General features: G+C 60.3%; 23 protein-coding genes and 2 pseudogenes. 10 read left to right on the top strand and 15 right to left on the bottom strand.

From position 1 onward, the window contains the following. Positions 1-11: 11 nt before the first annotated feature. The 6 genes and pseudogenes from PGC08_RS03245 to PGC08_RS03220 all read right to left on the bottom strand — a co-directional run bounded on the left by PGC08_RS03245 (position 12) and on the right by PGC08_RS03220 (position 5,560). Positions 12-1,220 carry an NAD(P)-dependent malic enzyme gene (locus PGC08_RS03245; RefSeq protein WP_069599444.1) on the bottom strand — a complete coding sequence of 403 codons (1,209 nt, stop codon included), beginning with the start codon at positions 1,218-1,220 and terminating at the stop codon, positions 12-14. Between the two features lie 542 nt (positions 1,221-1,762). Further along, complete coding sequence (locus PGC08_RS03240) at positions 1,763-2,419, bottom strand: Abi family protein (protein ID WP_096146875.1); 657 nt, start codon at positions 2,417-2,419, stop codon at positions 1,763-1,765. A gap of 13 nt (positions 2,420-2,432) precedes the next feature. Beyond that, positions 2,433-2,696: an Abi family protein gene (locus PGC08_RS03235; protein WP_165770809.1), complete on the bottom strand. Its 264-nt coding sequence runs from the start codon at positions 2,694-2,696 to the stop codon at positions 2,433-2,435. 64 nt (positions 2,697-2,760) lie between these two features. After that, positions 2,761-3,568: pseudogene (locus PGC08_RS03230) on the bottom strand (AAA family ATPase). Then, positions 3,568-4,956 carry a Mu transposase C-terminal domain-containing protein gene (locus PGC08_RS03225; RefSeq protein WP_009885348.1) on the bottom strand — a complete coding sequence of 463 codons (1,389 nt, stop codon included), beginning with the start codon at positions 4,954-4,956 and terminating at the stop codon, positions 3,568-3,570. The pseudogene PGC08_RS03230 and the gene PGC08_RS03225 overlap by 1 nt, the downstream one beginning before the upstream one ends. Position 4,957: 1 nt before the next feature. Continuing rightward, on the bottom strand, positions 4,958-5,560 hold the full coding sequence (locus tag PGC08_RS03220) for a recombinase family protein (protein ID WP_029417797.1): 603 nt from the start codon (positions 5,558-5,560) through the stop codon (positions 4,958-4,960). 371 nt (positions 5,561-5,931) lie between these two features. On the opposite strand from PGC08_RS03220, the gene PGC08_RS19525 reads away from it, so the two are divergent. From PGC08_RS19525 to PGC08_RS03190, 7 genes and pseudogenes are all read left to right on the top strand, one after another. After that, positions 5,932-6,222, top strand: coding sequence for a DUF2180 family protein (locus tag PGC08_RS19525; protein ID WP_081448665.1), 291 nt, complete (start codon positions 5,932-5,934; stop codon positions 6,220-6,222). Between the two features lie 101 nt (positions 6,223-6,323). Next, a complete protein-coding gene (gene trxB / locus PGC08_RS03215) occupies positions 6,324-7,292 on the top strand; it encodes a thioredoxin-disulfide reductase (protein WP_029417799.1) in 969 nt (322 codons plus the stop codon). Beyond that, a complete protein-coding gene (gene trxA, locus PGC08_RS03210) occupies positions 7,289-7,612 on the top strand; it encodes a thioredoxin (RefSeq protein ID WP_009885351.1) in 324 nt (107 codons plus the stop codon). Before trxB ends, trxA begins: the two co-directional genes overlap by 4 nt. Next, positions 7,609-8,703: an ACR3 family arsenite efflux transporter gene (arsB, locus tag PGC08_RS03205; RefSeq protein WP_009885352.1), complete on the top strand. Its 1,095-nt coding sequence runs from the start codon at positions 7,609-7,611 to the stop codon at positions 8,701-8,703. The genes trxA and arsB overlap by 4 nt, the downstream gene beginning before the upstream one ends. Beyond that, positions 8,700-9,701 carry a metalloregulator ArsR/SmtB family transcription factor gene (locus PGC08_RS03200; RefSeq protein WP_029417800.1) on the top strand — a complete coding sequence of 334 codons (1,002 nt, stop codon included), beginning with the start codon at positions 8,700-8,702 and terminating at the stop codon, positions 9,699-9,701. The genes arsB and PGC08_RS03200 overlap by 4 nt, the downstream gene beginning before the upstream one ends. Positions 9,702-9,721: 20 nt before the next feature. Next, positions 9,722-10,131: pseudogene (locus PGC08_RS03195) on the top strand (arsenate reductase ArsC). Between the two features lie 9 nt (positions 10,132-10,140). Next, a complete protein-coding gene (locus tag PGC08_RS03190) occupies positions 10,141-11,199 on the top strand; it encodes an ArsO family NAD(P)H-dependent flavin-containing monooxygenase (protein ID WP_271709515.1) in 1,059 nt (352 codons plus the stop codon). A gap of 76 nt (positions 11,200-11,275) precedes the next feature. On the opposite strand, the gene PGC08_RS03185 is transcribed toward PGC08_RS03190, so the two are convergent. Together PGC08_RS03185 and PGC08_RS03180 are read right to left on the bottom strand one after the other, a co-directional pair. Then, positions 11,276-12,349, bottom strand: a complete 1,074-nt coding sequence (locus PGC08_RS03185) for an MFS transporter (protein ID WP_442868168.1) — start codon at positions 12,347-12,349, stop codon at positions 11,276-11,278. Between the two features lie 98 nt (positions 12,350-12,447). Further along, positions 12,448-12,795 (bottom strand): ArsR/SmtB family transcription factor, encoded by a 348-nt coding sequence (locus tag PGC08_RS03180; RefSeq protein WP_035279754.1) that lies wholly within the window; start codon positions 12,793-12,795, stop codon positions 12,448-12,450. Positions 12,796-13,002: 207 nt separating this feature from the next. Between PGC08_RS03180 and PGC08_RS03175 the strand changes: the two genes are divergently transcribed. The 3 genes from PGC08_RS03175 to PGC08_RS03165 are packed head-to-tail and all read left to right on the top strand — an operon-like array spanning position 13,003 to position 15,316. Then, positions 13,003-14,406 (top strand): FAD-dependent oxidoreductase, encoded by a 1,404-nt coding sequence (locus tag PGC08_RS03175; RefSeq protein ID WP_029417806.1) that lies wholly within the window; start codon positions 13,003-13,005, stop codon positions 14,404-14,406. Then, positions 14,403-14,813: an arsenate-mycothiol transferase ArsC gene (locus PGC08_RS03170; RefSeq protein ID WP_029417808.1), complete on the top strand. Its 411-nt coding sequence runs from the start codon at positions 14,403-14,405 to the stop codon at positions 14,811-14,813. The genes PGC08_RS03175 and PGC08_RS03170 overlap by 4 nt, the downstream gene beginning before the upstream one ends. Beyond that, complete coding sequence (locus tag PGC08_RS03165; protein ID WP_009885360.1) at positions 14,810-15,316, top strand: GNAT family N-acetyltransferase; 507 nt, start codon at positions 14,810-14,812, stop codon at positions 15,314-15,316. Before PGC08_RS03170 ends, PGC08_RS03165 begins: the two co-directional genes overlap by 4 nt. A gap of 10 nt (positions 15,317-15,326) precedes the next feature. Here PGC08_RS03165 and PGC08_RS03160 read toward each other — a convergent pair whose 3' ends face one another. The 7 genes from PGC08_RS03160 to cmtR all read right to left on the bottom strand — a co-directional run bounded on the left by PGC08_RS03160 (position 15,327) and on the right by cmtR (position 21,471). Continuing rightward, positions 15,327-15,947, bottom strand: a complete 621-nt coding sequence (locus PGC08_RS03160) for a recombinase family protein (RefSeq protein WP_009885361.1) — start codon at positions 15,945-15,947, stop codon at positions 15,327-15,329. A gap of 411 nt (positions 15,948-16,358) precedes the next feature. Further along, positions 16,359-16,985, bottom strand: coding sequence for a vitamin K epoxide reductase family protein (locus PGC08_RS03155; RefSeq protein ID WP_009885362.1), 627 nt, complete (start codon positions 16,983-16,985; stop codon positions 16,359-16,361). Then, positions 16,966-17,586 (bottom strand): DsbA family protein, encoded by a 621-nt coding sequence (locus tag PGC08_RS03150; RefSeq protein WP_009885363.1) that lies wholly within the window; start codon positions 17,584-17,586, stop codon positions 16,966-16,968. The genes PGC08_RS03155 and PGC08_RS03150 overlap by 20 nt, the downstream gene beginning before the upstream one ends. A 492-nt stretch (positions 17,587-18,078) precedes the next feature. Next, positions 18,079-18,603: a signal peptidase II gene (locus PGC08_RS03145; RefSeq protein WP_009885364.1), complete on the bottom strand. Its 525-nt coding sequence runs from the start codon at positions 18,601-18,603 to the stop codon at positions 18,079-18,081. Continuing rightward, complete coding sequence (locus PGC08_RS03140) at positions 18,600-19,199, bottom strand: cadmium resistance transporter (RefSeq protein ID WP_009885365.1); 600 nt, start codon at positions 19,197-19,199, stop codon at positions 18,600-18,602. The genes PGC08_RS03145 and PGC08_RS03140 overlap by 4 nt, the downstream gene beginning before the upstream one ends. Continuing rightward, positions 19,199-21,115 carry a heavy metal translocating P-type ATPase gene (locus tag PGC08_RS03135; protein WP_029417811.1) on the bottom strand — a complete coding sequence of 639 codons (1,917 nt, stop codon included), beginning with the start codon at positions 21,113-21,115 and terminating at the stop codon, positions 19,199-19,201. Before PGC08_RS03135 ends, PGC08_RS03140 begins: the two co-directional genes overlap by 1 nt. Then, entirely contained in the window at positions 21,112-21,471 is a 360-nt protein-coding gene (gene cmtR, locus PGC08_RS03130) for a Cd(II)/Pb(II)-sensing metalloregulatory transcriptional regulator CmtR (RefSeq protein ID WP_009885367.1), read from the bottom strand. Before cmtR ends, PGC08_RS03135 begins: the two co-directional genes overlap by 4 nt. Between the last annotated feature and the right edge of the window lie 183 nt (positions 21,472-21,654).

Genomic DNA, 21,654 nt, shown 5'->3' with positions numbered 1-21,654 from the left:
CTCCAGGGAACTTACTCCCGAGCAACACCATCTGCATCGGCGGCAGTCTCAACCGCTGTAGCCACAGCAGGAGCGACGCGTTCGTCGAGTGCGCCGGGCACGATGTAGTCCGGGCGCAGGTCGTCACCGACGAGGTCGGCGATGGCACGCGCGGCGGCGAGCTTCATCGCATCCGTGATGTCGGTGGCTCCCACGTCCAGGGCGCCGCGGAAGATTCCGGGGAACGCGAGGACGTTGTTGATCTGGTTCGGGAAGTCGCTGCGTCCGGTGGCCACGACGGTCGCGTACTTCGCTGCGATGTCGGGCAGAACCTCGGGGTTCGGGTTGGACAGGGCGAAGATGATCGCGTCATCGGCCATCTGCGACAGGTGCTCCTCGGCGATGGTGCCGCCGGAGACGCCGATGAATGCATCGGCACCGTTGAGCGCGGTGTCGATTCCACCGGCAATTCCGCGAGGATTCGTCTCGGAGGCCAGCGCCTGCTTGGTCTCGGTAAGGTCGCTGCGTCCTGCTTCGACGATGCCCTTGGAGTCGAGGACGACCACGTCGCCGACGCCGGCATCACGCAGAATCTTCACCACGGCCACACCGGCAGCACCGGCACCGGAGACGACGACGCGCAGGGACTCGAATGACTTGTCGACCACGCGCAGAGCGTTGGTCAGCGCAGCGAGGACGACGACGGCGGTGCCGTGCTGGTCATCGTGCATGACTGGGATGTCGAGGGCGGCCTTGACCCGGTCCTCGATCTCGAAGCAGCGCGGTGCGGAGATGTCCTCGAGGTTGACGGCACCGAAGGTCGGGGCCATGCGCACGATGGTCTCGACGATCTCATCGGTGTCATTGGTGTCGAGCACGATCGGAATGGCGTTGAGGCCGGAGAAGCTCTTGAACAGCGCGCACTTGCCTTCCATGACCGGAAGTGAGGCCTTGGGGCCGATGTCGCCGAGCCCCAGGACAGCCGAGCCGTCGGAGATGACGGCGACGAGGCGACCGGTCCAGGTGTGGGTGCGTGCCAGTTCCGGCTCGTCTTTGATCGCGGTGCAGACCTTGGCCACGCCTGGCGTGTAGGCGATCGAGAGATCGCGCTGAGTCTCGAGCGGGCTGGTGAGCTCGGCGGAGAGCTTTCCGCCCTCGTGAGCGGCGAAGATCTCCCCATCGGTGATGGCAGGAGCTGAGGTCTGTGCCGACGTTGCGGCGGTTTCGGTCGTAGTCGTCATGATTGATCCTTTTGGTCGTGTGACGGCCGGCGGGATACCAGTGCTGTCATCGAAGTTCGTCAATCGCCGTGCCCGCACCGTGGGGTGCTCGGAACAGCGGTCGGTCAGGACTGAAGGCCACGCGAATGGTGGTGCGGTGACGTCTGCGCTGGTGCGTACTCGAACCCCTTTGTGAAGGAATCGGCGACCATGCGCAGTGCAGAAGCGGCACGCACAAGAGCGAGCTTCGACCTTGTGGGTCGCTTCCGGCAACTTTGCCAGCATAGTCCAACACCGTCACCAGGTCACCCGAAATCGTCACCTTCGCCGAGGTTTCCCGTCATTCCAGCGGCATGTTCATCAGACCTTTGACTGTAGTTTGACCGCCGCTGCGAGTAGCCGTGTCGCCTCCGATATCGAGGGCGACCCCAATCTAGGCAAGCGATGCATAGGACGTCCTCGCCCCATTCGCAGAGCACCCACCTGATTTCACGCAGTACAACCGAAGTCCGTCAAACGCTGTGCCCCCTAGTCACTGGTTTTGACTTCTGGATAAGAACCGATCAATTCCAAAGCTCGAGGTCAGACCAGTCGTCAGGAACGCCTAGCGACGAAAGGTCAAGAATGTCAGACCGCGGAAACGAGTTGAGTAACGCGACCAAGCTGGAAGTCCAGGTCTCGCCTCCCTCGATGCACGTCAGCAGATAGGCCACCACTGCGAGAATGTTGTAGGCACCATAACCACCCTTGAGCTCGAACTCGCGCAAATGGTTGAGCACGGGGATGACATCGGGCTTGGGACGGCCTGGGGAATTCTGAAGCTTCCGGTTGAAGAGTCGAGCATGATGGGCAGCTACATTGCGCGCATAGTTGAGACTTGCCAGCCAGCTGCTCATGAGCCTCTTGGTCGGGACATTGAATGCTTGGGCGATTTCCAGTGAAGATTCGTCGTTGAGGCCCTTATAGAGGCGGGGCAGTTGGCCAAGTTCAAGAATCTCTGTCAGCGCCCATATAGGCATCTGGTCGTCATATCTACTTCGAAAGTGTGTAACGAACGCTTCATCTGAACTATCGCGCCGCTCAGCAACCCGCTTCAACCAGACCGCGTGCTGAATGGGCATCTCACTATCAAGGCGGGGCTGGACAAAGTTTGGCTGGAAAGTGGTTGAGTTCAGGTGTGCAAATGGCGAAGTGCGCCCCAAGACGTATCCAACCTGCATACGCACAGCTATTTCAATGCGTTCGACCCCCCTCCAAAACGAGTAAGCGCAATTTTCTGTCGAAATCGATGATTTCTTGCACATACTCAATTGAGCTCCCTGGGCGATAAGTCTCGAGGACGCGAACACGCGATCGACCGTCCTCATCTCGGTATCTCTCGGCATCGCGAAAGGGGTACAGATACCCAGTGAGTCGGTAGTACCCCGTGGAAGCTAGCAAGGCAAGGGCCTGATCTCGCGGACGTACGTCAACTCCTCGATCAGCGAGGTGGTCCACTTGCTGATCGATAGTGTGTGAGCTTCAGTGCTAAATGGCGGTGATTGTTCATCGCATAATGGCGTTAGCTACCGATGACAAGGATGCTCGCAGCAGCTTCGACGACATCGTCAGTGACGGTCTCAAGCTGGTTGATTCTCATGACTCGTTTGATCTGTGGAAAGAGCCGCTCGAGGAGGCGGAAATTCCCACGGGTGATTCGCTCGATCGCCGCCACCGCTTGTGCGTCGGTGAAGTCGTCCATGTCGAGAGTTGCACCCAAGCGTTTCCATTGCCTGTCGAGAACGAAGAGGAGCTCGTCACGGCCGAGTGAACGGTAATTGTGGGAGAACCCGAGACGCGAGTACAGCTGTGGATAGTGACGAAATCGCTGATCGATTCCGGGCATGCCAATGAAAATGATCGCCAACCCGTGCCGATCGTGTTCATCGCGAAGGAGTTCCAGCGCCGTCGGAGTCAACCGTTCAGCCTCGTCGATGATGATCAGTTCCACGAGCTTTGTTACGTCACCGACGCGGAAGCCGGTGACCTTACCTATTGTCCGTAAGTGTTCGTCAACACAGATGCCGACCCGCATCTGTAAATGTTTGATGTCGGTCATGATCTGCTTATGCCTAGGCAGAACTTCGGGGGTGTAGAAGACGGTTCGGGATCGGTGAGCGGTGGCGTGGACCTTCGCATCGTCTTCAGTACGGGCCCCATTCGTCCACGAAAGTGCCGACTTCATCCCAGTGGGCGTACCGGCGGGCTGAGAGTGTTTTGCCGACACCTGCTTCACCGTGGCAGATGCCGATGGTCTTGTCTTTGCGTACCGCCGTGGCGAATTCTTTGAAGCGGCGGTGTTCCTTGGTGATGATGAAGTCTCGTGCCATTACTCGTCCTCTTCATAGGTGCGCAGCTTCGACCGCCGACGTCGAGGCTTGTCATTTCGTTGTGGTTCTTTCCGATGTGTGGTTCTGGGAATGCGTTCATTGATGTCTTTGCGCAACTGACGGCGGCGGGCCCGGCGAGCTGATTCGACTTCTCGGAGGCTGAGCCTCTGGTTCGGGTTCGTCTGGTCGATGGCCACGCAGATGAGGGTGTCGCGTTCGTAGACTCGGATCTCTGAAATGTCACGGGGATCATAGCGGATCGTCACTGGTTTCCCCACGAGTGGGGCGCGTGTGGGTGAGAGATAGCGTTGACCTTGGAAGTGGATGCCATCGCGGCGGACGGTGCGGTGTTTAGGCACGGTCAGCAACAGTCCGTCGAGTTCGGCCAGTGTCTCGGGCATTCTTGGGAGCCACCCTTGACCGATCCAGGCTGCTTTGGGGCTGGTGTTGATCTCTCGGTGCGGGCGTTCGTTGTATGCCGTGATGAAGTCACCAATCGCCTGGTCCAGGGCGGTCAGGTCCATTGCGGGCGTCGGTTTCTTCTCGGGACCTCCGGTGTATCCAGGCAGAATGGAGAGGAGTTCGGTGTTGAGGGTGCCGAAGAAGCGCTCGATCTTGCCGCGGCCTTGCGGGCGGGCGATGGTTGAGTAGATGATCCGGATTTTCAACGCGGTGGCGGTGTATTCGAGGTGGTGGCTGGTGAAGTCGCTGCCGTGGTCGACGTGGAGGACGTTGGGGATGCCACACATTGCCCAGGCGGGGTCGTCTTTGCGCCAGATCGCTTGCCGGAGTGCTAACGCGGTATTCATTGCTGAGGGTGCTCCGGTGAAGACCATGTACCCACAGATTGCTCGGGAACAGTCGTCGATGATTGTCGTCAGCCACGGGCGTTCCGGGCGTCCACTGGCATCGGTGATGAGGATGTCGAGTTCCGTGTGATCTGCCTGCCAGGTGTCATTGGGGCGCTCGGCGGTGTGCCGGTAGATGAGTTCGTACTGATCCCTGTACGCGACAGGACCATCGAGGGCGAGAGTCACCATCGCCGGATCCAAGCCTTCCAGGATGGAGCGGACCGTCCCATAGCTTGGTGCCGCCTCGCCTATTCGTTTCGCCTTTTTAACCGTGAGGCGGTGGAGAGTAGCAATGCTCGGGCGTGGGCGCGTGAGGCCGAGTCGTTCGATGAACGCTTTGAGTTCAGGATGGGTACGCCTGGAACCAGAGTCGTGTCGGGTCTGTGATTCAAGAGCGGCGATCCCGCCGGTCTTGTATTGCTGGTGCCAGCGTTGCAGGGTGCGCAAGCCGAGACCGGCGTCTTGGGCCAGAGTTGTCAGAGCGATGTCGTCTTCAACGTGGAGCCGAAGGATGCGCCTCTTCTCCGGCCCGTCCATCTCACACCGGCTCCGCCAGTGTGTCGTGGGTGCCGGCGGCCTGACGGTGTCGATACAACGTGGCTCGCGACCAGCCCACCAAGCGTGCTGCGTCTTCAGCAGTGCGTCCTTTGCCGCGGGCGTCTTCGGCGATCTCGAGCTTCTGGGCGATCTCGTCCGGGTCTACCGGCGGCCGCCCGAACTTGGTGCCGTTCTGCTTAGCTGCGGCAATGCCTGCATTGACGCGTTCAGTGATGAGTTCACGCTCATACTCGGCCAGGGTGGCGAGCATTCCCAACATCATGCGCCCCGATGAAGTCTCAGGGTCGATGTTGTCTGAAACAGAACGGACTTTCACACCTCGGTCGCGCAGGAGGTTTACGGTTGCCAGAACGTCAAGGAGTGAGCGGCCGAGCCGGTCGATGCGCCACACGACGACGGTGTCGCCGTCTTCGGCATAGTCAAGTAGTCGTCTCATGCCGGGGCGCTGTTTCGCCGTCTTACTACCGGAAGTCACATCAGAGAACACGTCCCGCTTTTGAACCCCAGCACCGACGAGTGCATCGAGTTGAAGCTGCGCATCCTGTCCGGCGGTACTGACTCGCGTGTATCCCAGAAGCCTCATGCTTCAAGAATGACTCACAAACACCGAAAAGTCACGAATGCAAGACAGTTTACAATGAGACAGGTTATCGAGACATTCTCTGCCCTGTGAAGTCGGGCTGCGAGTGTCAGATTCAGAAGGCGGCTGCACATCTTTCAGATGTCGACTGCACGCACTTTCCTAGGGCCAGCTTCAGACAGCTACCGTGTTCCGCTCACATTCTGGCAGCAACCTTGCCGGATGCGGGGGCTTCAAACCCGAGCCGCTTAGGCTGAGATCTCAAACTTCCCGCAGTGCCACCGCCGAGAATGCAATTGTGCGAGCGGCCGCCTCCGCGGCACTAGCGAACCGGATGGCTCAGTCGCATCAGCGCTCTACATTGACGCTTATCGATGCGCCAATTAGGCTCTATATCGATAGTTCTCAAATCAGGGAGGATGACTATGAATTGCTGGGAGCACGCGAGCAGCGAGCAAATCACGGCGAGGGCAGTCGCGGTGTGTGTCCATTGCGGTGTCGGCCTGTGTCTAGAACACGCAACGATCTGCGAAGAAGTGCGAATTCATCGAAATGGTACCGGCGCCCCCTCGAGGCTGCTGCCGGACGGGCGGGAGATCTGTTGCTCAACCTGTCACGCGGCATTTTCTGAAGCAGTCCCCGCACATGAGGCACTCCCTCGGTAGGCATTGGCGCTGAAGATGAGCCAGTGCATTGGCAAAGGGTATGAGAGTTGGTGGAAGATCTAGCAGTTGCGCTCTATATTGATCTATGTCAATATAGAAGCATGTCGATTCAAGAGTTAGTGATTGTCGGGTCTGGCCCTGCCGGCTATACCGCCGCTGTTTACGCAGCCCGGGCCGGTTTGTCTCCGGTGGTCCTCGCTGGTTCCGTCACCGCTGGCGGATCACTGATGACCACGACCGAAGTAGAGAACTTCCCTGGCTTCATCGATGGAATCCAGGGCCCGGAACTGATGGAGGCAATGCGTGCGCAGGCCGAACGGTTCGGTGCACGCATCATCTTTGATGACGCCATCCGTCTCGATCTGACTGGTGACGTCAAGACCGTCGAAACCGGCCTGGGTGAAACATTCCACGCCCGCGCGGTCATCCTTGCTACAGGATCGGCCTACCGCAAGCTCGGCCTGCCCGAAGAGGATCGATTGAGCGGCCACGGCCTGTCCTGGTGCGCAACCTGCGACGGCTTCTTCTTCCGACAACAAGAGATCGCCGTCATCGGCGGTGGCGACTCTGCCATGGAAGAGGCGCTGTTTCTGACTCGTTTCGCCTCCAAGGTGACAATCGTGCATCGGCGCGAGGAGTTTCGCGCTTCGAAGGTCATGGCCGACCGAGTCATGGCCAACGAGAAGATCGAGGTCGCCTGGAACAGCGAGGTCTCCGAGATCATCGGTCAAACTCAAGTCGAGGGGCTGCGATTGCGCGATACCGTATCCGGGGCCGAACGGACCCTGCCGGTGTCGGGGGTATTTGTAGCGATCGGCCATGATCCGCGCTCAGAGCTCCTGACCGGACAGGTCGTCCTGAACTCCGATGGATACGTACAGGTCACTCACCCGTCGACAGCCACGAACCAAGACGGAGTGTTTGCCGCCGGTGATCTCGTCGATAGCCGGTACCGGCAAGCGATCACCGCTGCTGGCACAGGCTGCTCAGCAGCCATAGATGCCCAACACTTCCTCTCTGCCACAACCGACATATCCCACACCGAAACACTGTTGGAGGTCCCAGCATGAGTACGACGACTGTCACAGACGCCACATTCACAACCGAGGTCATCGATTCCGACATTCCCGTGGTCGTCGACATCTGGGCGACTTGGTGTGGACCGTGCAAGCAGATCGCACCGATACTCGACCAGCTCTCTGACGAATACGAAGGACGAGTCAAGGTCGTCAAGATCGACGCTGATACCAATCCCGAAGCGGTCACAGCGGCTGGAGTGACATCCATTCCTACGCTCGGCTTTTACCGTAACGGCCAACGACGCGACGTCCTCATCGGTGCACACCCGCGCCCTGACATCGTGAACAAGATCGAGGAGCTCCTGGCATGACTGCAGATACCACCACACAACAGACGACACCTGCACGCCTGTCGACATTAGACAAGTGGCTGCCGGCCTGGATTGGCCTGGCCATGATCGCAGGCCTCCTCCTCGGCCGCCTGATCCCCGGGGTCTCCGAGCTTCTTTCACATTTGGAAATCGGCGGCATCTCAGTACCCATCGCCCTCGGCTTGCTGGTCATGATGTACCCCGTCCTCGCTAAAGTCCGTTATGACAAGGTCGCCGCCGTCACCGGCGATAAGAAACTGCTGATCTCGTCCTTGGTCCTCAATTGGCTCGCAGGACCCGCAGTCATGTTCGCTCTGGCCTGGACGTTCCTGCCAGACCTCCCCGAATACCGCACGGGATTGATCATCGTTGGCCTGGCCCGATGTATTGCCATGGTCGTGATCTGGAACGACCTCGCCTGCGGTGACCGAGAAGCAACGGCCGTATTGGTCGCGATCAACTCAGTCTTCCAGGTCGTCATGTTCTCAGTCCTCGGCTGGTTCTACCTCACCGTCCTACCCACTTGGTTGGGACTTGATACTCAAGGCCTCGAAGTGTCAATGGGCCAGATCGCTCTCAACGTGCTCGTCTTCCTCGGCGTCCCACTGATCGCCGGATTCGCCTCCCGATGGATCGGTGAGAGACGTCGCGGCCGTCAGTGGTATGAGGAGAAGTTCATTCCCCGTGTAGGACCGTGGGCGCTCTACGGTCTCCTGTTCACAATCGTTTTACTCTTCGCACTCCAGGGCGAACAGATCACCAGCCAGCCCTTGGACGTCGTTCGAATCGCACTGCCATTGCTGGTCTACTTCTCGCTGATGTGGTTCGCCGGGCTCCTGCTCGGCAAGAGCCTCGGTCTTGGCTACGCTCGATCCACAACACTGGCCTTCACCGCAGCAGGCAACAACTTCGAACTCGCCATTGCCGTCGCCATCGGAACTTTCGGTGCTACCAGTGGACAGGCCCTGGCTGGGGTCGTTGGCCCTCTCATCGAGGTTCCGGTTCTGGTCGGACTCGTCTATGTTTCGCTCTGGGCCGCGAAAGCATGGTTCCGCACTGACCCCTACGCTGTGGAGGCGAAATCGTCATGACTGAAACCACTATGATCCCCACTGACGATGAAACGTGTGCCCCAGATCCATCCCACGCCATTGCTGTCGACGTCGCGACGACGCTTGCCGGAACACTCAAAGCACTCGCTGACCCTCTGCGGTTACGGATGCTCTCAGCGATCTGTACCGACCCTCGTGGGGAGTCATGTGTCTGCGATCTTGCAGAGCTGGCCGACGTTTCCCAGCCCACTGTCTCTCATCACTTGAAAGTACTGAAGACAGTGGGGCTGCTCGAGTCTCAACGTCGCGGCACCTGGGTCTGGTATCGCATCGCAGCCGGACGCCAGGCCGCTGTGAGCGCTCTACTGGAAGGTTTTGCCCCTACCGTCATCGCACCAAACCCGCAGCCTGAGGCGACAGTGGCTGTCAGTGCCTTCGACATGGATGCCCACATCAACCGTTTGATCACAGACCTATCGGCAGCGTCAGCTGGTGTGTCGCCAGAGACTGTCACCGGCATCGTGCGCGATTCCTACACGGCGCTGGCTCGATCGGCGAAAATCACTCGCTACCTCGTCCCCTTGACCGAGCGCTTCGCGAAGCAACGCTTGGCTGACATCACCCGGGACAGAGCCAGCGCGCCTCCGCAGGTGCTCTTCATCTGTGTCGCCAATGCCGGCCGATCCCAACTCGCCGCGGCCCTTACACGCCAACTCTCAGGGGGCCGCGTAATCGCCCGATCCGCTGGTTCGACTCCGGCGGCAGGACTCAACTCGCATGTTGCCGAACTCATCAGCGACATCGACGGGGAGAACGTCGAGGAATTGTTCCCGAAGCCACTGACCGATGACGCGATCCGTGCGGCTGATGTCGTGATCACGATGGGTTGTGGTGACGTCTGCCCCATCGTGCCCGGCCTGCGCTACGAAGATTGGTCAGTCGCCGACCCGGCATTGGCCTCCCCCGAGGGCGTGGCACTCATCCGCGACGACCTTGCTACCCGCGTCCAGGCCCTACTTGATTCCCTCACTAACTGATCGAAAGAGAGACCACCCCTATGGCTGACCAGAAACCCTCTGTCTTGTTCGTGTGCGTCCACAACGCTGGCCGTTCGCAGATGGCTGCCGGCTATCTGCGCCATTTGCGGGCAACCGCATCGAAGTCCGCTCGGCTGGATCGGTCCCGGCCGAACACATCAATCCAATCGCTGTCGAGGCGATGAGCGAAGTCGGCATCGACATCACCGCCGAGCAGCCGAAAGTTCTCACAGACGAGGCTGTGCAGGACTCAGATGTGGTCATCACCATGGGCTGTGGCGACGCATGCCCCTTCTTCCCGGGAAAGCGCTACGAGGACTGGGAACTCGATGACCCAGCAGGCCAGGGCATCGAAGCGGTTCGCCCGATCCGCGACGATATCAAGACCCGCATCGAGGCGCTTGTGGCTGACCTACTTGGTCAAGATTGAGTGCATCGGGTGACTGATGTCGTGGTCATCGGCGGTGGGCAGGCGGGTCTCGCAGCTGGATACTTTCTTCGCAGGACGGGTCTCGAGTTCGTCATTCTCGACTACCACGCCGGCGCCGGCGGAGCTTGGCAGCACGGGTGGCAGTCGTTGCGTCTGTTTTCACCGGCCGGGTACAGTCCGTTGCCGGGCTGGCCGATGCCTGCGCAGAAGGGCGAGTCGTTTCCCACCGCCGATCATGTCATTGATTACCTGACCCGATACGAACACCGCTACGATCTACCGGTTCACCGACCGGTCCACGTTAGCAATGTCTACCAGGACCGGGGGCAACTGTTCGTCGATACCGATACCGGCACCCTAGAGACCACGGCGGTCATCAGCGCCACCGGAACATGGCAACGCCCATATGTTCCGGCCTATCCGGGCTGTGAGGATTTCACGGGACGGCAGCTACACACCGTGGAATACGATTCGCCCGAGGACTACACCGACCAACGGGTCGTCATCGTCGGCGGTGGGAACTCCGCCGCTCAGATCGTCGCGGAAGTCTCGACCGTGGCGCAGACACTGTGGGTGACGCAGCGCCGACCACGGTTCATGCCTGACGACGTCGATGGACGAGTCCTCTTCGATGTTGCCACCGCCCGCGAGGCGGCCCAGCGGGCCGGGCGCGACCACGATGGTGTGTCGGGGCTCGGCGATATCGTCATGGTCCCGCCCGTTCAGGCTGCACGCGACCGTGGTGACCTGAACGCTTTGCCGATGTTCGAGCGATTGACCTCGGCTGGGGTCTCGTGGGCCGATGGTAGCGAGTACAGCTGTGATGCCATCATCTGGTGCACCGGCTTCAAACCACACCTCAACCATCTCAATGGGCTCGAATTGACCTGGAAGAACGGGCATCCAGTCACAGAGGGGACTCAAAGCATCGATGCTTCTGGACTGCACCTGTTGGGGTATGGCGATTGGACGGGGTTTGCCTCCGCGACCATCATCGGTGCCGCCCGCACAGCGAAGTCTGCTGTCGCGGACGTGAACAAATACGTGCGAAGCACTCAAGCACAGTAGCTACCACGGTACCAATACGGATCGAGTACTACCGCGGCTGGCAACACCGTGGACGAGAGAACCCTGGAACCTCACATCAGGATCGAGTCGTCAGCCCGACAGCACCAATGAGCAATACCGCCATCACCATTGCCATAGCAGGATATCCGCCCAGCAGACCTGCTAAAGCGGGTCCGGCCACAGGGGCAAAGGCACCGACAAACGTCATCGGTGCGGTGAAGACTGCGTTGATCGTACCGAAGTTCTTCGTCCCCCATCTGTCCGAGACCGCTGTGGCCTGAAGCAGCGTGTGACAGCCCCGCACAGCACCGGCAAGTATCGCAACCACGATCAGCAGCCATGACGGACCAGGCACGAGAGCCAGCGTCAACAGGCTCACTGCACCCATAGCAAAGATGGTGACCGTGCGTGTGCGTGCCGAGGTCGATCGTGCGAACTGGGGGTATCCGATCCTGCCCACGACCTGTCCGGCACCGATGAGCCCGAGGGCCACAGCGGCGAGTGAATAGCCCATGCCACGTTGAAGAAACAGCGGAATGATGTTGATCGTCACCGCGAACAAAGTGAACGTGGCCACTGCCATGGCGATTTGCAAGATGATGAACTTCGGTGTGCGAGTCACCTGCCTCACCTCGGCCTTGGATACCGCTGCAGATTGCGAGACAGCATCATCAGACCAGCGCCCATTAAGAAAAAGCGCATGCAATGGCACTGTGATCACAGCCAAGACACCGGCCATCACCACGTAGCTGCCGCGCCAACCGAGACCATCGATGAGGGCGACCACCAAGGGCGCGAACACCGTCGATGCTAGTCCTCCGACCAGCGTCAGCGTCGTCAACGGTCCGACCCGATCGGCTCCATACCACCGAGTGATGACAGCAAATGCTGGAGGATAAAGAACCGCGGACTGTGCAAATCCGGCAAGGATCCACGCGGTGAAAAACACGGGAAGCGACGGCGACCACGCCACTAGCAACAACGCCACGACACCGATGACCGAACCAGCCGTCATGACCGTTCGCGGACCGCTGGCATCGAGGATGCGCCCGACTCGAATACCTGCCACAGCTGAGACGATGAGACCAGCCGAGAGAGCAGCAGTGATCACTGTGGGGCTCCACCCCGTGTCCTGGGAGATCGGTGTCACCGCGACTGGAAGCGAATAGTACAGTAACCCCCAGCTGGTGATCTGCGCGGCAGACAGCGCGGCAAGACCACCTCGCGGTCGCCCAGTCACCGGATTGGTCACGCGGGAGAGAGGAAAGCAGCCAGCTTGTCCAAAGTACTCGCCTTGATCGAATAGTACGACCAAACGCCGCGCTTCTCGCGGTCGAGTACCCCGGCATCGACAAGGATCTTCAAGTGATGGGACACGGTTGGTTGGCCCAACCCGACGGGTTCGGTGAGGTCACATACGCACGCCTCATTACTCACATTCGCCGCCACCAGCGACACCAGCCGCAATCGGGTCGGATCCGCCACAGCCTTGAAGAGCCGAGCAAATTCCACCGCATCGTCCTGGCCCAAAGGTCTCATCGTCAACGACGGGCAGCACGAGAGCGGCACTGCGGCCGGGAGAGTTTGTTCAGTCATCACATCTCTATTATGCCAAGACATTGACATTTGTCGATACGTGGTGCTTGAATACATATCGACACACATCGATGTTTGACGGTGGGAGTTTGAGACTTTGTCGGCGATTGTCCGTGAGGAGACTTCGTGGATACGGTCTCCGCGGAAGAGTGGTTACTCGCCCGGTTTTCATCGATCAATTTGCCACTGCTAAGAAGGAGATTCATTATCCCTGAGAACTCGACCCTCGCTGATCTTCCGGTCGTCGTCATCGGCGCTGGCCCCGTTGGCTTAGCTGCTGCCGCCCATCTGGTCACGCGTGGGATGAAACCACTCGTCTTCGAAGCCGGAGCTACACCGGCAGCAGCCGTCAGCGAATGGGGCCATATCGGTCTGTTCTCCCCATGGAAGTACAACATTGATCACGCCGCTCGCACTCTCCTCGAAGGCACTGACTGGCAAGAACCCGACAGTGATTATCTGCCGACCGGAACTGAACTCGTCAACGAATACCTTGCCCCTTTGGCCGCGACTCCACAGCTGCGCGATGCAATCCGCACACAGATCCGCGTCATCGCTGTGAGCCGTCTTGGTATGGACCGGACACGCACACCAGATCGCGATGCCACGGCTTTCCTCGTCCGCACCCAGACTGCCGACGGAGTGATCGAAGATCATCACGCACGCGCCGTCATCGATGCTTCCGGCACATGGACAACCCCGAACCCTCTCGGCCAAGCGGGCCTTCCAGCCATCGGTGAGACCGCGGCAAGAGAAGCCGGACTGGTTACCTCGCCTTTGCCCGATGTTCTTGGACGAGACCGGGATGAGTTCGCCGGCCGCCACGTCCTCGTCGTCGGTGCCGGGCACTCGGCCGCAAATACGCTGCTGACTCTGGGCGAACTCAACGAAGCAGAACCGACCACACACATCAGCTGGGCGATTCGCGGAGCCGACCCCGCCAGCGTCTACGGTGGCGGCGACCAGGATGGGCTCCCGGCTCGTGGAGCGCTGGGCACCCGTCTGCGCCACCTCGTCGAGACCGGACGCATTGACGTCCACACGTCAGTGACCATTACGGAGCTCAACACCACTGATGGACTCACTGTCTCAGGGACCACGCCCGACGGGTCAGTCTCGCTCAACGTCGACCGCGTCGTCCCGACCACCGGATTCCGGCCGGACCTCGACTTCTTGCGCGAGATCCGCATCGAACTCGATCCTGTTGTTGAAGCACCGACACAGCTGGGTCCGCTCATTGATCCCGAATATCACAGCTGTGGAACCGTTCCGCCCCACGGAGCCAACCTGCTGGCGCATCCGGAGAAGGACTTCTATATCGCGGGCATGAAGTCCTACGGTCGTGCGCCCACGTTCCTGATGTTCACCGGATACGAGCAGATCCGCTCCATCGTTGCAGCCCTGGCAGGCGATCAGGCTGCCGCAGAGAGAGTCGAATTGGTTCTTCCTGAAACAGGCGTGTGTTCAGCCGACGTTGGGTCCTCTTGTGACGCACCTGTTGCCGATACTGTCGAGGCTGATTCGTGCTGCGGTGCGCCCGCTGAGCCGGTCTCGATTGGCATTCCGACCGGCTTGGAGCACGGACGCAGTGCATACCAGGAGACACGATGACAACTCCACCACGCGTTCTCTTTGTCTGTGTGAAAAACGGCGGAAAGTCCCAAATGGCCGCGGGGCTCATGAGCGATCTCGCCGGCGACACGATCGATGTGGTCTCTGCTGGCATAAAGCCCGGTCAATCACTCAACCAACTCTCGGTGCAGTCGTTGGACGAGCTGGGCATCGATATCAGTCACGGCAGTCCAAAGCCTGTCAACGAGGCTGAGCTCAAAGCGGCCGATATCGTCATCACCTTGGGACGTGAAGCGACCGTGGAGATGCCTGCGGGCACAGAATTGGAGAACTGGGATACCGACGAGCCGTCTGAGCGAGGAATCGAGGGCATCGAACGCATGCGCCTCGTCCGCGACGACATCCGCAGACGCGTCGAGAAACTTCATTCGCGCCTGATGTCATGAGCGACCTCCATGTTCGAGAGATGGTCAGCTCTGACTGGTCCGAGGTCAAGGACTTGTATCGCACGGGAATCGAGACCGGCCACGCCACCTTCGAAGCTGCTCCACCAGCCGCCTGGGAGGACTTTTGTGCAACCAGGCGGCTGGATCTGTGTCGTGTCGCCGTGGATGCAGATGGGAGAATTCTAGGATGGGTGGGCGCTGGGCCGGTATCGTCTCGCGAGGTCTATAGAGGCGTCGTCGAACACTCGATCTACGTGCACCCCGATGCTTCAGGCAAAGGTGTCGGCACTCAGCTATTGTCTGAGTTCATCAGTCTCACCGACCAACGTGGCATCTGGACGATACAGTCGTCGATCTTTCCCGAGAACACCGCCAGCCTTCGTCTCCACGAGCACGCTGGTTTTCGAACTGTCGGACGGCGAGAACGTATTGCTTACATGACCTACGGGCCACTTGCCGACCGCTGGCGCGACACGATTGCCGTCGAGCGACGACGACCCTGAAATGGGTTGACTATCGTTTGGCTGCCGACATGACGTCGCGGCCAGCGTCGCGCAGCTCGCCTGGCGGTGACACATGTCGATACAAGGTTTGGCGACTGATCCCGAGCTCCCGGCACAGTGCACCCACATTGGTTCCTGGTTGGCCCATAGAAGCCATCGCGAGGCGTACTTTGGCCGGAGTCATTTTGTAGGGACGGCCACCGTTGCGTCCTCGCGCTCTGGCAGATTCCAGACCGGCTTTCGTGCGTTCGGAGATGAGTTCGCGCTCAAACTCAGCCAGGGCAGCAAAGATCCCGAACACCAGCTTCCCTGACGCGGTCGTTGTATCGATGGCCGCGCCTTGGCCGGTGAGGACTTTCAACCCGACGCCGCGGTCAGTGAGATCGTGAACGATGTTGACCAGATGTCGAAGATCTCGACCGAGCCGGTCGAGTTTCCACACCACCAGGGTGTCTCCTGAACGTAGAGCCTTGAGACATGCGATCAGTTGTGGTCGGTCGTCCTTCTTGCCTGAAGCTCTGTCTTCATACAATTGCGCATCATCGACGCCAGCAGCAGACAACGCGTCCCGCTGGAGGTCAGTTGTCTGTGAACCATCAGCCTTCGAGACTCGAACGTACCCAACCAGCATCTACACACCTCGTCACTTAAATGTTCGTTTACGTGACACACCGGCTGTCATTTTCAGAAGCCGCCTGCACGTTCAGTCCCGTGTTCTCGGTGTTTTGCAGTCAGCTATTGAATACTGGTCGTTCGGTACTCGTGTGCACAATGCTGCGGAATGTCAGAAGTCGCCTGCGCGAAACGTCATCCCAGGGTATAAAGCGCCGGTGTCAGTTGAGGATCCGCTTGCGGGACAGCAAAGCCGCCAACCCAAGCCGCATACCGCTAATTGTGACTGTGAACTTCAGTGATAAACGACGGCTATTTTACAGACTGAGATGGCGGCTCAAGTCGAGAAGGATTAATAGGCGAATCTCTTCCGGTCCATATCGTGGTCGTCGAGACTACCTAGAGCGGTGACGACTCATCGCGTTGAGGATCACACGAGAGTGGACCAGTAGTCCCAGAAGCGGTTGGCGATCAAAACGATGATGAGGAGGAACCAGCCAGTCAGGATCGCTCCACGGTATTCGTGGAGCAGGTTGATCCACTTTTGTCCCTTGCTCAGAGATCTGAGGTTTCGGGTAGAGGTGTACCAAAAGATGGGGATCGTCACTGCCCACACTGCCATGCAGTAGGGACAAAGAGCCCCGATGACGTAGAGGCTCTGATAGATCAACCAGTGCACGAAGATGACCGCGAACGTGACACCGATCTGAATGGTGGCCCAGTACCAGGCGGTGTATCGCCCTCCAGCGAAAAGACCTACGCCGATAGCCGCGACGATGGCGAAACCTGCGACGCCGATGATCGGGTTCGGAACACCAAATGCCGCGGCTTGCGGAGTCGCCATTACCGAGCCACAGGAGAGAACTGGGTTGACGTTGCAGCTGGGGATATAGTCCGGATTGGCGGCCAGTGTCATCTTCTCCACCAGCAACACCACAGCCGCTATCAACCCGATGAGCCCGCCTACGACGAACAACGCTGCCAGGCCATGGGGCGAGGTGACCGGGGCTTCTTGTGTCTCCGTCTCGTTGCCGGTCTCAGTCTTGGAGGGCAGCATCGAAAGCTTCCTCCAGGTCAGTGACGCTTTCGGGTTGGAGCTTCTCGCCGTCGAGGAAGAACGTTGGCGTGCCGGTGACACCGAGGGCCTGCCCGTCCTTCTGGCTCTGCTCAACGCGCTCGAGAGTGGCCGGATCATCATAGGATGCGGTGAACTGGTCCATGTCCAGGCCGAGTTCCTTAGCGTAACCAGAGAACTTCTCGCGTTGTGATGTCTCCTGGTGGCCCCATTCGTCTACCGTTTCGAACAAACGTTGATACATCGCCTCGAACTCGCCCTGTTCAGCAGCCGCCTCGGCGGCCAGGGCTGCGTTGACGGAGTTGTTATGTAAGGGCATATGTCGCACGACGAATGTGACACGGTCCCCGTATTCCTTTCGCAGGTCCTCGATGACCGGGTAAAGAGACAGGCAGCCTTCGCACTCGAAATCAAGGAACTCCACGAACACTGCTTCGCCACCCTTAGACAAGCGGGGGCTGTCATCGCGGACCAGTAAGTCGGCGGTGTCTGCACTGGTGGGAGCAGTTTCCGGTTCTGGTTCGTTGCTGTCGTCATTGAACACCAGCAGACCGGCGAGGACGAGGGCGGCGACGCCGATCATTGCTAGGGAGATTTTCACGCTGCGGCTCAACGGTCGCTCACTTTCACGTAGGTCTTCGAGGATGGCATCATGCTGGCATCACTCACATCGGATGGGTGGAAAAACTGCGGTTCGTGTAAACGGATCTGCGCTCAATGACAATGACAACCGCCCTTGCAATCTCATGCACCAGTCTGGAAGCCACAATATTGAGAACAGCGATGGAGAACGGAAGGCATCATGATGCTATCCAGAACCCAAAAGACATATCCAGTCACTACTGGTCGCCCAGTCTTGGCTGGATCCAGGCTTAGGGCATCGTTCTCACGATTGTGATTGTAAATTCGACCGCGGCTGACTTCACTGTAAATGCTGATCCGCCTGCCGGAACTCTCGATGCTCAGTTGCTCGCGTTGGTGCGCACGTACAGTGCTTCGGCGATCCTGCGGTCGAGCACCTCCCAGTACGAGCGGCCGTCGAGATACTGCAGCCTGATCTCGATTGGTCATCATTTCAATTCTGGTCGTCGCGGATCATGAAGAGCGTTCCTGCAACCGCTACTATGACGATCACGATGTCAGCGATGTTGCCGATGAACCAGTTGCCGTAGGCGAGGAAGTCCACGACGTGCCCCTGCGCGAATCCTGGTTGGCGGAAGAGTCTGTCTCCGGCGTGCGAGGCGGCGGCCCCGCCGAGCGCACCGATCCCCACCGCCCACCCGGGCCGTCGGACACGAAACGCGAAGACAAGCGCGGCAATGGCGACGGCCACGGCCACCAGAGCAAACACCCAGGTGAACCCCTCGCCGAAGGAGAACGCCGCGCCGGGATTGTAGGCGAGCTGCAAGCCCAGCAGGTCACCGACCAGCGGGATTCGCTCACCCTCGATGAGCGTGGCCTGGGCCCACGCTTTCGTTCCCTGATCGATTAGGACGACGACCAGGGCCAGCAGGAGCGACGCTGCGGTGAGCCGCCAGCGCCCCCTCTGCGGCGGCTCTACCGACGCCGGCTCAATGTCGGAGGTCGCGTCCGGGGTCATGCGAGGGCCTCGATGAGGCGGATGATGACGCCGGACTCGACCAGGATGAACAGGCCCAGTCCGATGAACACGACCGGGACGAGCCAGTGCTCGACGCGTTCGAGCGTTTCGGTGACGGCCTTGTGAGTTCCGATTAGGCGTCCGGCCGCGCACCACACGGCGACGAGTATCAGGAATACGACGATCATGATCGTGACGTCGCCGGGCGAGCTGGTGCGGAAAATGGGCGTGTAGAGCGAGATATTGTCGGCCCCGTTGGCGATCGTGATCCCGGCGACGCCCCACAGCCCGACCGCGGCGATCTTGTCATCGTCATCGCCGTTGCGGCGCAAGCCGCGCACGAGGGCCCAGATACCGATGCCGAGCGGGATCAAGCCGAGGAATCCCACCCACTCATCCGGGATGATCGTGAGACCGAGCGCAGCGACCACGCTGATCACGACGAGGGTGATGAACCCGAGGTACTGGCCCACGACGATCTGCCATGGACGAAGCTGGCCTCGGCGAGAGGCGAGGAACAGCACTGTGAGCACGACGATGTCGTCGATGTTGGTCGCAGCGAACAGTCCGATCGCTGATCCGATGGTCGTGAGCATCAGCTCTCCAATCGTGATCTGCGGGTGCGGGCAGCACGCAGACCGTTGAGGATCACGACGACCTCCGCGACCTCATGGACCAGGACGACAGTGGCGAGCCCCAGGACCCCAAACAGGGCCAGAGGGAGCAGTACGGCGATAATCAGCAGCGACAGAATGATGTTCTGATTAATGATCCGCCGACCACGGCGGGCGTGATCGAACGCACGCGGGATCAGGCGGAGGTCGTGGCCGGTGAAGGCGACGTCGGCGGACTCGATCGCTGCGTCGGAGCCGGTAGCTCCCATCGCGATGCCAATATCCGCGGCCGCGAGAGCCGGGGCGTCGTTGATGCCGTCACCGATCATCGCGACTGACCCCACCTTCGACAGATCACCGATCGCAGCAGACTTGTCCTCGGGACGCAGCTCCGCGCGCACGTCATTGATGCCCGCCTGGCCAGCCAGCGCACCAGCGGTCCGGGCGTTGTCTCCGGTGAGCATCGTCATCCCAATGCCCTGATCCGCGAGCGTGCCGACGACCTCGGAGACTTCAGGGCGCAGCTCATCACGGACACCAACCGCCGCGGCCGGGAAGCCGTCGCGGTGGACGATCACGACGGTCATGCCTTGCTCTTCCAGGGTTGAGACCTGGCCACCGAGCTCGCCGGCGTCGAGCCAGCGGGGGCTGCCGACGGTGATACGAGCGCCGTCGACAATGCCTTCGACGCCGTATCCGGTCTGCTCGGTCACGTTCGCAGCTGCGGGCACACCGGGTGCAGATGCCGTGATCGCTGCCGCGAGGGGATGCGTGCTGTGCTGCTCCAGCGCCGCCGCCCAGGCCAGCGCCTGCGTCTCAGCAACGCCGTCCACGGTCAGGACGGCGGTGACCGCGGGCTCGTTGCGGGTCAGGGTGCCGGTCTTGTCGACGGCGACGTGCCGGATCGGGCCGAAGCGCTCGAAGACGGCACCGGACTTGATGATCACGCCGAACTTGCTCGCCGCACCGATCGCGGCGACGACCGTCAACGGCACCGAGATCGCCAACGCACATGGAGAGGCGGCGACCAGCACGACGAGCGCACGCGTGATCCACACATCCGGGTCACTCAACAGCGACCCAAGGATCGCGACCACCGCAGCGAGGATCAGAACGCCGGGCACCAGTGGACGGGCGATCCTGTCCGCGAGACGAGCACGCTCGCCCTTCTCCGTCTGTGCCTGCTCCACCAGCTCGACGATCGTGGTCAGCGAGTTATCGGTGCCCGCCGCAGTCGTCTCGACCTCCAGCGCGCCCGAGCTGTTGATCGCGCCCGCCGACACCTCATCACCCGGATCGACCTCGACCGGAATCGACTCCCCAGTGATCGCCGACGTATCCAGGCTGGAGCGCCCCGAGCGGACGATCCCATCGGTCGCGATCCGCTCGCCTGGGCGGACGAGCAAGATTTGCCCGGCAACCAGCTCCTTCGCGGGGACCTCGACGGAGACGCCGTCGCGCAACACGATCGCCGTCTCCGGCACGAGCTTCAGCAACGCCCGCAACCCGCCCCGGGCGCGGTCCATCGCCTTATCCTCCAGCGCCTCAGCGATCGAATACAGGAACGCCAGAGCCGCAGCCTCCTCGACATACCCGAGGATGACAGCGCCGATCGCACTGATCGACATCAACAGCCCGATACCGAGCTTGCCCTTGAAAAGCTTCCGGATCGCTCCCGGAGTGAACGTCGACGCGCCCAGCAACAGACCGATCCAGAACAGCACAAGCCCCAGGATCTCGAGGGCGGACCAATCGAAGATCAGCCCGGTCAGGAACGCAACGCCGGAGAACACCGGCACCATGATTCCGCGATCCTTCCACCAGGGCCTCTCTACTTCTTCGATTTCCTCTCCCGCCGTGGCAGCAGGCTCGTGCTCGCAGCCGCACGCCGCGCTCACGCGTCGGCCCCCGCTCCGCAGCACCCCGGCACTATGCACGCCGAATCCACGCACGGCGCGTGCTCATCCACGGCCAGCGTCACGTCCACCAGCGCGACGAGCGCAGCAGCGAGGTGCGGATCGGCGATCTCGTATCGCGTCTGTCGGCCCTCCGGCTCAGCGACCACGATCCCGCAATCGCGCAGGCAGGTCAGATGGTTCGACACGTTCGAACGCGTCAATTCCAACTCTCGAGAGAGCACAGCCGGGTAACTCGGAGCGTCGAGCAGCGTCATCAGAATCTTGGAGCGCGTCGGATCCGCCATAGCCCGGCCGAGCCGGTTCATGACGTCGAGGCGTGAAGCAATAGTCAGCATGTACTGAACTATACAGTGCCAGCTGACCTATGTGTAATCTAGAGTCGCATGCTTGATCACCGATACCGTGAAGCCGTTTTTGACCCACAGTGGTACACAAAGAGGCTCAACGGTAAGCGCTGCGGCGCGGAAGCGGATATGCCCAATAAGGAATGGCCATCACCCTCCTGCCTGCTCGGCGGT

The sequence above is a fragment of the Brevibacterium sp. BDJS002 genome, assembly GCF_028201555.1.
In the GTDB taxonomy this organism is placed as follows: domain Bacteria; phylum Actinomycetota; class Actinomycetes; order Actinomycetales; family Brevibacteriaceae; genus Brevibacterium; species Brevibacterium aurantiacum.
This window is presented reverse-complemented; position numbering and strand designations above follow the sequence as displayed.